This window comes from Streptomyces ipomoeae 91-03 (assembly GCF_000317595.1).
In the GTDB taxonomy this organism is placed as follows: Bacteria; Actinomycetota; Actinomycetes; order Streptomycetales; family Streptomycetaceae; genus Streptomyces; species Streptomyces ipomoeae.
The window spans coordinates 1-9,978 of the sequence record NZ_AEJC01000034.1 but is presented as its reverse complement, the minus strand read 5'-3'; the positions used below and the strand labels follow the sequence as shown (position 1 = coordinate 9,978).

Annotated in this window: 8 protein-coding genes and 1 pseudogene; 3 read left to right on the top strand and 6 right to left on the bottom strand. The window is 71.8% G+C overall.

The annotated features are described in order from the left end of the window. Positions 1-11: 11 nt before the first annotated feature. Positions 12-227, bottom strand: coding sequence for an I78 family peptidase inhibitor (locus STRIP9103_RS01980; protein ID WP_048819528.1), 216 nt, complete (start codon positions 225-227; stop codon positions 12-14). Between the two features lie 400 nt (positions 228-627). On the opposite strand from STRIP9103_RS01980, the gene ctaD reads away from it, so the two are divergent. Further along, positions 628-2,358 carry an aa3-type cytochrome oxidase subunit I gene (gene ctaD / locus STRIP9103_RS01975; protein WP_009295565.1) on the top strand — a complete coding sequence of 577 codons (1,731 nt, stop codon included), beginning with the start codon at positions 628-630 and terminating at the stop codon, positions 2,356-2,358. Here ctaD and STRIP9103_RS45775 read toward each other — a convergent pair. The 5 genes and pseudogenes from STRIP9103_RS45775 to STRIP9103_RS01955 form a co-directional block, all read right to left on the bottom strand. Then, positions 2,323-2,463 (bottom strand): annotated as a pseudogene (locus STRIP9103_RS45775) (HTH domain-containing protein); the annotation flags it as partial. The gene ctaD and the pseudogene STRIP9103_RS45775 sit on opposite strands and share 36 nt — an antisense overlap. 13 nt (positions 2,464-2,476) lie before the next feature. Next, entirely contained in the window at positions 2,477-3,343 is an 867-nt protein-coding gene (locus tag STRIP9103_RS01970; RefSeq protein ID WP_009295570.1) for a hypothetical protein, read from the bottom strand. After that, on the bottom strand, positions 3,340-4,602 hold the full coding sequence (locus STRIP9103_RS01965; RefSeq protein WP_009295569.1) for a glycosyltransferase family 4 protein: 1,263 nt from the start codon (positions 4,600-4,602) through the stop codon (positions 3,340-3,342). Before STRIP9103_RS01965 ends, STRIP9103_RS01970 begins: the two co-directional genes overlap by 4 nt. A 183-nt stretch (positions 4,603-4,785) precedes the next feature. Next, positions 4,786-6,105: an ABC transporter substrate-binding protein gene (locus tag STRIP9103_RS01960; protein WP_009295567.1), complete on the bottom strand. Its 1,320-nt coding sequence runs from the start codon at positions 6,103-6,105 to the stop codon at positions 4,786-4,788. After that, positions 6,080-6,661 carry a hypothetical protein gene (locus STRIP9103_RS01955; protein ID WP_199790502.1) on the bottom strand — a complete coding sequence of 194 codons (582 nt, stop codon included), beginning with the start codon at positions 6,659-6,661 and terminating at the stop codon, positions 6,080-6,082. The genes STRIP9103_RS01960 and STRIP9103_RS01955 overlap by 26 nt, the downstream gene beginning before the upstream one ends. Positions 6,662-6,791: 130 nt before the next feature. Between STRIP9103_RS01955 and STRIP9103_RS01950 the strand changes: the two genes are divergently transcribed. Both STRIP9103_RS01950 and STRIP9103_RS01945 read left to right on the top strand, forming a co-directional pair. Continuing rightward, positions 6,792-7,289 carry a hypothetical protein gene (locus tag STRIP9103_RS01950; RefSeq protein WP_048819527.1) on the top strand — a complete coding sequence of 166 codons (498 nt, stop codon included), beginning with the start codon at positions 6,792-6,794 and terminating at the stop codon, positions 7,287-7,289. Further along, positions 7,289-9,978: ABC transporter permease subunit (locus STRIP9103_RS01945; protein ID WP_009295563.1), on the top strand; the 2,690-nt coding region annotated here is incomplete at its 3' end. The genes STRIP9103_RS01950 and STRIP9103_RS01945, both read left to right, overlap by 1 nt.

Sequence of the window (9,978 nt, the reverse complement as noted above, 5' to 3'; positions counted from 1 at the left end):
CCGTACGCTTCTCAGCCCTTCCAGGCGCGCTTCACCCGGCCGTCCTCGACCTCGAAGTTCAGTCGGCCGAACCGGTACTCCATGGTGATGATCGCGCCCGGCGGCAGCTTTCTGACCGTGGACCAGCCGCGCTCCCGGGCACGGTGCTCGGCGCTCGGCGCGTCCAGCCCGACGTAGGCGTCGGGGTTGTCCCTGGGTTCTTCGGACGGCGTGGGAATGGGTGCCATGACCGCCACGTTAGGCCGCCGGAGGTCCGTTGTCCTCCCGCAGTCACGCTTCTGTCACAGAACCACGACACGCGTTTCCGGTGCCGTGAATCAGCCGCCGGCGCAACCGGCCGTCACACGTACGAGCGGTTTCGTACGCCTTCCGCGCGCTACCGGAGGCAATTTCCGGCCGGTTCGGCACCATCTCGAATAGCCCGTCGGAAAGCATGCCGTCAGCCGTGTGTCCGGTGCGTCTCCGGCCTTTTCGTCGTGATTCCCGGACGGCTCCCGGAAGTCGGCCGCTCATGAGAAATACACATTTCCAGCACACTTTCCCCGTACGCCCCCTGTCGGGGCGGCCGGGGCGCGAGCATCATGGCGTGCGTCACGGGCCCAGGACGCGGCAGCGAAGGGGCGAGCGATGGGGACCGAGACCGTACAGGCGCCGGCACGACCCGTACGGACCGGGCGGCCGGGGCGGCTGGTGGTCGACTGGCTGACCACCACGGACCACAAGAAGATCGGCCATCTCTATCTGATCACCTCGTTCCTGTTCTTCCTCGCCGCCGGTCTGATGGCGCTGGTGATGCGCGCCGAGCTGGCCCGGCCGGGCACCCAGATCGTGGACAACTTCCAGTTCAACCAGCTGTTCACCCTGCACGGCACGATCATGCTGCTGCTCTTCGCGACCCCGACCTTCGCCGGGTTCGCCAACGAGATCATGCCGCTGCAGATCGGCGCCCCCGATGTCGCCTTCCCCCGGCTGAACATGCTGTCGTACTGGTTCTTCCTCTTCGGCGGGCTGATCGTGCTGGGGTCGCTGCTGGTGCCGTCGGGGCCGGCCGCCTTCGGCTGGTTCGCCTATGCGCCGCTCAACAGTCTGGAGCGGTCACCGGGCATCGGACCCGACATGTGGATCATGGGGCTCGCGCTGTCCGGGTTCGGCACGATCCTCGGTGCGGTGAACTTCCTGACCACGATCATCGGAATGCGCGCCCCCGGGATGACGATGTTCCGGATGCCGATCTTCACCTGGAACACGCTGTTCACGTCGATCCTGATCCTGATGGCGTTCCCCGTGCTGGCGGCGGCGCTGCTCGGTCTGGAGGCCGACCGGCGGTTCGGCGCGCACGTCTTCGACGCGACCAACGGCGGTGCGCTGCTGTGGCAGCACCTGTTCTGGTTCTTCGGGCACCCGGAGGTCTACATCATCGCCCTGCCGTTCTTCGGGATCATCACGGAGATCATCCCGGTGTTCAGCCGGAAGCCGATCTTCGGCTATCTGACACTGGTCGCGGCGACGATGATGATCACCGGGCTCTCGGTGGTGGTGTGGGCGCACCACATGTTCGCCACGGGCGCGGTGCTGCTGCCGTTCTTCTCGTTCCTGAGCTTTCTGATCGCCGTACCGACGGGGGTGAAGTTCTTCAACTGGACCGGGACGATGCTGAGGGGGTCCCTGTCCTTCGAGACACCGATGCTGTGGGCGACCGGCTTCCTGGTGTCGTTCCTGTTCGGCGGGCTGACCGGGGTGATCCTGGCCTCGCCGCCGATGGACTTCCACGTCACGGACTCGTACTTCGTGGTCGCCCACTTCCACTACGTCGTCTTCGGCACGGTGGTCTTCGCGACCTTCGCCGGCTTCTTCTTCTGGTGGCCGAAGTTCACCGGGAAGATGCTCGACGAACGGCTCGGCAAGATCCAGTTCTGGACGCTGTTCGTGGGCTTCCACACCACGTTCCTGGTGCACCACTGGCTGGGCGCCGAGGGCATGCCGCGCCGGTACGCGGACTATCTGGCCGCCGACGGCTTCACCGCCCTCAACACGGTCTCGACGATCGGCTCGTTCCTGCTGGGTCTGTCGACGCTGCCGTTCCTCCACAACGTCTGGAAGACCGCCCGGTACGGCGTGAAGGTCGACGTCGACGACCCCTGGGGCTACGGCCGGTCGCTGGAGTGGGCGACCTCATGTCCACCGCCACGGCACAACTTCGTGACGCTGCCCCGGGTCCGCTCCGAGTCCCCGGCGTTCGACCTGCACCATCCGGCGTTCGCGGCGATCACACCGCCCCAGACCCGGAAGGGCCAGGAGGCGACCCCGCATCCCCGCCACGGTCAAGAGCGGCCGACAGGGGGTCCCGGAGAATCCTGATCTCGGGAGTTGGTAGCCACCGCCCGCGCCGGGACCGGCGTTGACCGGGTGGCCGAGCCCCCGCAGCCGGTCCACGTCCCGGCGGACCGTGCGCGGGCTCACCCCCTGGTTCGTCCGTTCAGCTCACGGCGGTGACCGTGACGGACAGGTCGTTGTCGGCCGTGTAGTGGGCCGTGGCCTCCACCGGGCCGCGCTCCGTCTCGACGCGCGCCTTCGGATACATGAACACCGGCGTCTTCTCGACGATGTCGTCCAGCAGCCGCGCGATCCGCACCCTCGGCCCGGCCTCCCCCTCGGGGCGCAGCCACAGCTCCCAGGTGCCGGGCCCGAGGGCGCCGTAGGCCACGGTGAAGTGGAACACGCCCTGTTCCCCGGCGAGTTCGGCCCTGACGGCGGGTGACGTCCCCTCCGGGGCGTACGGCTTCTCCTGGGCGTACGGCTCCTCCCGGCGGACGAGTTCGACGTACGCGTCCGGTGTCGGCTCGACCCCGTACGCCTTGACGCTCACCGTCAGCTCGCCCTCGCCGATGTGGAGTTCGCCGGCCTCGGCGTGCGGGGAACGCTCCCAGCCGCGGACGGAGAGGTTGCCGTGCTTGGTGCCGTACGGGAGGCGGACGACGACCCGGGCGGCGGTGGGGGCGGGGGCGCGGTCGACGAGGGCGCGCAGGTCGTTGAGGCCGGGCGTCAGGCGTCGGGGTTCGCCGTCGGCCACCTGGACGTAGGCATCCCAGCGGCCCTCGGGGAGGTCGACGCCGCTGGGCAGGGCGGCCCGGAGGCGGCCGTCGGCGACCGGGGTGAGCGGCAGGCGCACCTCCTCCTCGGTGCCCCGGAGATAGAGGACCAGATGGGCGGGGCCGGACTCGCCGGAGTCGGGGAGGTCGAAGGTCAGGCCGCCCGCGGAGTCGGCGACGCAATCGGCGCGCAGGGGGGTGATGGCGGGCTCCCGGTCGCTGCGGTTCGTGGGCTGCGAAGCCAGCGTCGTCATGCGGTGCGCCCCTTCTTGAACGCGGCACGTCCGGCATCCCGAACGGCATACGCGCCGCCGAGCAGCGCGCCCCGGGTGCGGTGCAGTGAGCCGCGCATCCGGCCCACCGGTGAGGCGCCGCCCCGGGCGGTCAGGTCGGCGAAGAGCGTCTCGTAGCGTTCGGCGATCCGGGCGGGGTCGAAGCGCTCGGAGTCCTTGAGCGCGGCGTGCGCCATCTGCTGCCGCTTGTCGTCGTCGTTGATGAGTTCGAGGAGACCGCCGGCGATGGCCTTGACGTTGCCGACCTTGACCAGACGGCCGTCGACACCGTCGTCGATGATCTCGCCGGGGCCGTGCGGGCAGTTGGTGGACACCACCGGCAGGCCGCAGCGCATGGCCTCGACGATGGTCATGCCGAAGGACTCCAGGCTGGAGGTGACGGCCGCGATGGAGCCCTTGGCCCACTCGGGCTCGATGGGGTTGGCGGGGCCCATCAGATAGACGTGGTTGTAGAGGCCCAGTTTGTCGATGAGGGCGCGCAGCTTGTCCTTCTGCTTGCCGCCGCCGTAGATCCTCAGCCGCCAGTCGGGCCGCTCCTCCCGCACCTTGTCGAAGGCCTTGATGAGCAGGTCGTACCGCTTCACGGGGGCGAGCCGGCCGGCGGCGACGACCCACTTGCCGGTGCCGTCGGCCGGGTCGATGCCGGGCGCGGGCACCGGGTTGGGCACGGCCTGGAGGCGGACGCCGGGCAGCCGCATCTTCGAGGCGTACGCCCGCGCGTCGGCCTCGGTGGTCGTGGTGAGCGCGTCGAGCCGCGGGTAGACGCCGCGCAGGGTGGCGCGCAGGGCCGGGGAGTGGCTGTCGAGCGTGAGGTGCTCCTGGCCGACGCGGATCGGGCCGCGACGGGTCTGCCGGGCCATGTGGACGTTCAGCCCGGGGCGGGTGCCGACCAGGACGTCGGCGTCGACCGCGGCGAGGTGCTCGGCGATGCGCCGGTCGGTCAGGGCGCTGTACTGCTGGTAGCGGCCCTCGGCGCGCGGGAAGAACTTTGCGGGGCGATCGAGATCGGCGTGGCCCTTGTCGGCGCCGCCCTCCCGGATGTCGACCAGGGCGCGCAACTTGACCCTCGGGTCGACCGAGAAGACCGGCTCGTCACGGTGGCGGAAGACGGAGACGACCTCGACGTCGTGCTGCTCGGCCAGGGTGTTCGCCAGGTTGTACGTCGTACGGATCGTCCCACCGATGCCGTACGCGTTGTGTATCAGGAAAGAGATGTGCATGCGTCCCCCGAGCCCCCTGTTTTCCTTTGTTTTGCCTGGTCGTCCGTCAATCGCGGTTTCTGGTCCACCGCCGCACGGTTAGACCCCGGACATCGGGGAAGGGTTGGGGACCCTCATCAACTTGTTCTGCAACGGTTGCCGGATCGGTAGCTGATCAAGGGAACCTGACCGCCCGGAAGCACGTCAGGGCCGATAAGGCAACTGCGGTACGTCGAAGCAGGTGTCGTTCATGTCGCCCTGACTCACCCACCCCTTGTCGTCCTGCCAGCGGGCCACGGACACGCATGTCCTGCGGGTCTTCGGGGGCTCCGCGAGCCGTTCGAAGCGGACGGGGACGAGAAGTCCGTCGGCGGTGTAGGGCTCGTCGCGGTTCATGAACCGGTCGACGCACGCGCGCGTGACGCCCGCTTCGGTGCCGGCGCAGGATCGCGCCGCGTCCGTGAACCACATCGCGGCGGCCCAGCCCTCCAACTGCCACTGGGAGTGCGTCTTCAGACCCTTCGTCGCGTCCCGGAACTCCCGTACGGCCGCGTCGCCGGTGTCCTCGTGGTTACGACTGGACCCGGTGGCCCACAGGGCGTTGCGGCAGCGCGGGGCGTCCTTGTAGTCGTCGGCGACCGTGGAGGTCCAGTTCTGCACATTGGTGACCTTGGCGGTGATCTCGGCGCCGACCTGGTCCAGGGCCTGGCAGAGGCGGGCGTTGCCGTGGCTGTCGATGGCGTCGAAGACCAGGTCGGCGCCCTGTTCCTTGATGTCGGCGGCGACCGCGCGGAAGTTGGGCAGCGCGAAGTCGACCTGCTCGGTCACCACCTCGTACCCCTCGGCCTTCGACCCCTGGACGACCAGCCGGGCGTACGCGGCCGACGCGGCCTGGTTGTACGACACCACGGCCGCCGTGCGCGCCCCGTGCTCGCGCTTGAAGTAGCGGTACACCTCGGTGCCGCCGTACTGCTTCCCGTCCCAGCCGGTGGTGCCGTTCCGGGGCGCGAGGCTGCCGTAGATGCTGTACAGGTACGGATACGTGTCGTACGCGGGGCCGATGGGCTGGCCGCCGATGTCGGGCACGCGCGCGTGGGCGACGCGGGAGGCGCCCGCGTAGTCGAGGGCGGTGGTGGCGACGAGCGCCACCACGTCGTCCTCCTCGACCAGCTTCCGCACGCACTCGTTGTTGCCGACGCCGCTGCCGCCGTCGTCGCACTCGCGCACCTCGACCTCGCGGCCGTCGATGCCGCCGCGCGCGTTGAGCGCGGCGAAGTAGGCCTTCGCCCCGTCACGCGGCCCGGTGAACGCGGCGCCGCCGACGGGGCTGGTGACGCTGGTGATGATGCCGACGCGCAGCGGCTCACGGCTCTGCGGGGCGGCGGTGGTCGTGTCCCGGCGCTCGAAGTCGCTCTCCGGAAGCCGGCTGCCGCAGGCCGTGGCCAGCAGGAGCAGCAGACCTGCGGCGACGGCCCCGGCGCGCGGGGCGGCGCCGGTCTCAGCAGCCCGGAACCGGTGAGGCATTGCCGCTCAGGGTGACCAGCCCGCACAGCGTCTTCACGGAGACCTTCCAGGTGCCGTCCTGCTCGACGGCCGTCCCGGACGCGTCGGGCAGGGCCGTGGCGCCCTCCAGGAGCAGGGTGTACGTCACGTTCGCCTCGGTCGGCGAGGTGAACTCGACCTTCTCGACCTCGGCCTGCACCTGTCCGCCGCGCTTGTCGCCGCTGAACGCCGCCAGGACCGGGCCCATCCGCTCACCGTTCTCCAGAACGGCCTGCTTCTCCTTGGTGGAGGTCCTGGGATCGAAGAACTTCCGCCAGTTCTCCTTGATCTCCTTCTCGGCCGCCGCCGCGTCCGCCGGCCCGCTCGCGCTGGGGCTCTCCTCGGCCGGCTCACTGGCTGTCTGTTCGACCGAGGGGCTGGGCGGCGCGGTCTCGCCGCCGCTGTCGTCGCTGCACGCCGCGAGGGCCGGGGCGAGGAAGAGCGACAGGGCCGCGGCCAGCGCCACGCCCCGTCCTCGTGCCCGGGGGCCGCGGCCCCGCCGTCCGTTCGCCCGCCTGAGGTCGCTCCCGAGAACCATCTGGCTCACCACCGGGTGTCGGTCCGGGCGATGGACGCCCGGTGCTTTCAGGGTCGGCTTCCACAAGGCATAGTGCAAGTCCAGCCGCTTGCTGAAAACCCGTCAGACACACGACGTGTGGGAGTCACGGATGCGGACAGCCCGACTGCGGACCACACATCCCCTCCTCTGGGCCGGTTGGGCCGCCCTCGCCGGGGGTGCCGTGCTGTGCGTCGTCGGCTGGTACGGCATCTCCGGCGAACGCTTCGCCGAACGACAGCTGCCCTACCTCGCCTCCTGCACGATCCCCGGCGCCGCCCTGATCATCGCGGGCGCGGTCCTCCTCACCCACGGCAGGAACGCCCTGGCCGCCACTCGCGTCGAGGAGTTGTACGGCCTCCTGGTCGCCCCCGAGCCCGCCGACGCGACCGCGTCCGGGCAGCCGGCCGCCGCCCCTCTCGCCACCAGCGGCAAACTGCTGATGGTGCCCGGCGGCACCCTCTGGCACCGCGCGGACTGCCCGTTGGTGGCGGGCAGGGCGGAGGCGGTGCCGGTGGACTCCCGGGTGCTGGAGAGCGGGGAACTGCGGCCGTGCCCCATCTGTGAGGCGCCCACCGGGAGTGACACGGCTGAGCCCGCGGAGGGCTGATGACGTCGCTGACGTACGACCTCACGCTGGCCGGGCTCTCGGTCGGCAGCGCGGCGGCCCTCACGGGAATCGGCCTGATCGTGACGTACCGGGCGACCGGGGTGCTCAACTTCGCGCACGGGGCGATCGCGATGGTGTGCGCGTATCTGCTGCGCCAGTTCACCGTGGAGTGGGCCTGGCCGCTCTGGCTCGGCGCCGCGGTGACCCTGCTGGTGGTGGCCCCCGGTATCGGCCTGGTCCTGGAACGCTTCGTCTTCCGCCCGCTCGCCGTGCTGGGCGGCGACCCCGCGCAGACCCTCGTGGCCTCCATCGGCGTCTTCGTCCTCCTCGTCGGCGGTGCCGCGCTGCTGTGGGGCCAGGGGGCGCGGGCCGACGCGCCCACGCCGGTGTCGGCGGACCCGTGGGGCCAGCTGGCGGTGGCCGTGGCGATCGCCGCCGCCGCGGGAGCGGTACTGCGCCCCTCCGGGGGACACCCCCGGAACCCCCGGTACTGGACCCGCTTCGGCCGCGAGCTGCGGGCCGTCGTGGACGACCGGTCCCTCGCCGTGCTCGGTGGCATCGACGCGGATCGGGTGGCCGCCGCGGGCTGGGCGTTCGGCTCGTTCACGGCCGGTCTGACGGGCGTACTGCTCGCCCCGTACGTACGCCTCGACCCGTACGGCATGCCGCTGCTTGTGATGGAGGTGGTCGCCGTGGCGGTCGCCGCCCGGATGCGGAGCCTCCCGGTGGCCGTGGTGGTGGCGCTCGGCATCGGCATCGCCCAGAGCCAGCTGACCCGGCTGCACCCCTCGGGCTGGGCGGAACCGCTGCTGCAGGCCGTCGGCGCCAACCTCTTCGTGGTCGCCCTGCTGATCGCCGCCCTGGTCCTGCCCGGCGTCGGCACCCGTGACGCGCTGCCGCGCACGGCGACCGCGCAGATGGGGGCACCCTCGGGCGCCTGGATCGTGGCGGTGATCCTCTTTCTGATCCCCCTCGGCTTCGCGGGCCGGGATCTGCACACCTCCGTGCAGGTACCGGCCCTCGCCGTGATCCTCCTCTCCCTGGTCGTCGTGACGGGCCGGGGCGGCCAGATCTCCCTGGGCCAGGCGGCGTACGCGGGCCTGGGCGCCCTGTTCACGGCGCTGCTGGCGGCCGGACGCTTCCTCTTCCTTCCCGCCCTCCCGGAACTGACGGCCCTCCTGATCGCGGTCCTCCTGGTCGCCCCGCTGGGCCTGCTGACCGGCTGGCCCGCCATCAGCCGACACGGCCTCGCTCTTGCCCTGGCGACCTTCGCGGTGGGCGTCGCGGTCAGCCGCTTCGTCTTCGCCCAGCCGTACGCCACGTCGGGCCTCACGGTGTCGCGCCCGGCGGGCTTCGCGGGCGACCGCGCGTACTACGTCCTGGAGCTGGGCCTGTTGGCATGCGCGCTGCTGGCCACCCGCCTCCTCCGCCGAGGCCGCGCGGGCCGGGCCCTCGCCGCCATGCGGGACCATGAATCGGGGGCCTCGGCGGCAGGCGTACGGGTCCCCGCCCTCAAGCTGACCGCCTTCGTCGCGGGCGCCGCCCTGGCCGCCCTCGGCGGCGGCATGCTCACCATGGGCCTCCGCGCCTTCGACCCCACCGCCTACGACCCCGTCCGCGGCCTTCTCTGGTTCGCCGCGATCGTCGTCCTGGGCGCCGACAGCACGCTCGGCGCCCTCGCGGCAGCCGCTCTGCTGGTCGGGTTGGACGCGGGCGCGAAGGGGGGCGTCGCGGCTGCGGTGATCGGCATCCTGGCGGTGCTGGTGGGCCGCTTCCCGGGCGGGCCGTACGAGGCGGTGCGGGCGGGGGTCGAGCGGCTGCGGTCGGGGGGTGGGCGACGGGGTGGGCTGACACCGGTGGGGACGAGTGCGCGGAACGGATTGCGGGCGCGGGAGGCGGTGCGAGCCGGCCGGGGGCTGCCCGGGGCGACCGAACAGCCTCAGCGGCCCCGCGCCAGCGCGCCCTCCGGACTCGGGCCCGCGTCCGGCGGCGGCCGTGCTCGGCAGCCGAGCCCCGGCCCTGCCCGAATGGCGTCGCCCGCACGCACCGCCACCCGGCCGACCCCCGCCCTTCGTGCCCGTCGCCTTCATGTCACCTACGGCGGCTTCACCGCGCTCGACGGCGTCGACCTCGACGTCCCCCCAGGTCGGGTCAGCGCCGTCGTGGGCCCGAACGGGGCCGGTAAGAGCACCCTCTTCCACTGTCTCGCCGGGACACTGCGGCCCGGCGGCGGGCGGGTGAGCTTCGGTGGGCGGGACATCACGCGGCTGCCCGCGCACGCGCGTACCCGGCTCGGTATCGCGCGGACGTTCCAGCAGCTGGCCGTCTTCCCGTCGTTGACCGTGGCCGAGAACGTCCGGGTCGGGGCCGAGCAGGGGCGGGTCGCGGACCCCGGGGCCGTGGAGCGGGCGTTGCGGCTGTTCGGACTGGACGGGCCGGTGCGGGCGGCGCCCGCGGCGGGGCTGCCGACCGGGACGCTGCGGCGGGTCGAGCTGGCACGGGCGTTCGCCGGGAGTCCGCGCGTGCTGCTGCTGGACGAGCCCACCGCCGGGCTCGACACGGGCGAAGTGGCCGCCCTCGCCCGCGTGTTGCGTGCCCTCGCCGCCGACGGCGCCGCCCTGCTGGTCGTCGAACACGACCTCGACCTCGTCGCGGACCTCGCGGACGTCGTACACGTCATGACGGCGGG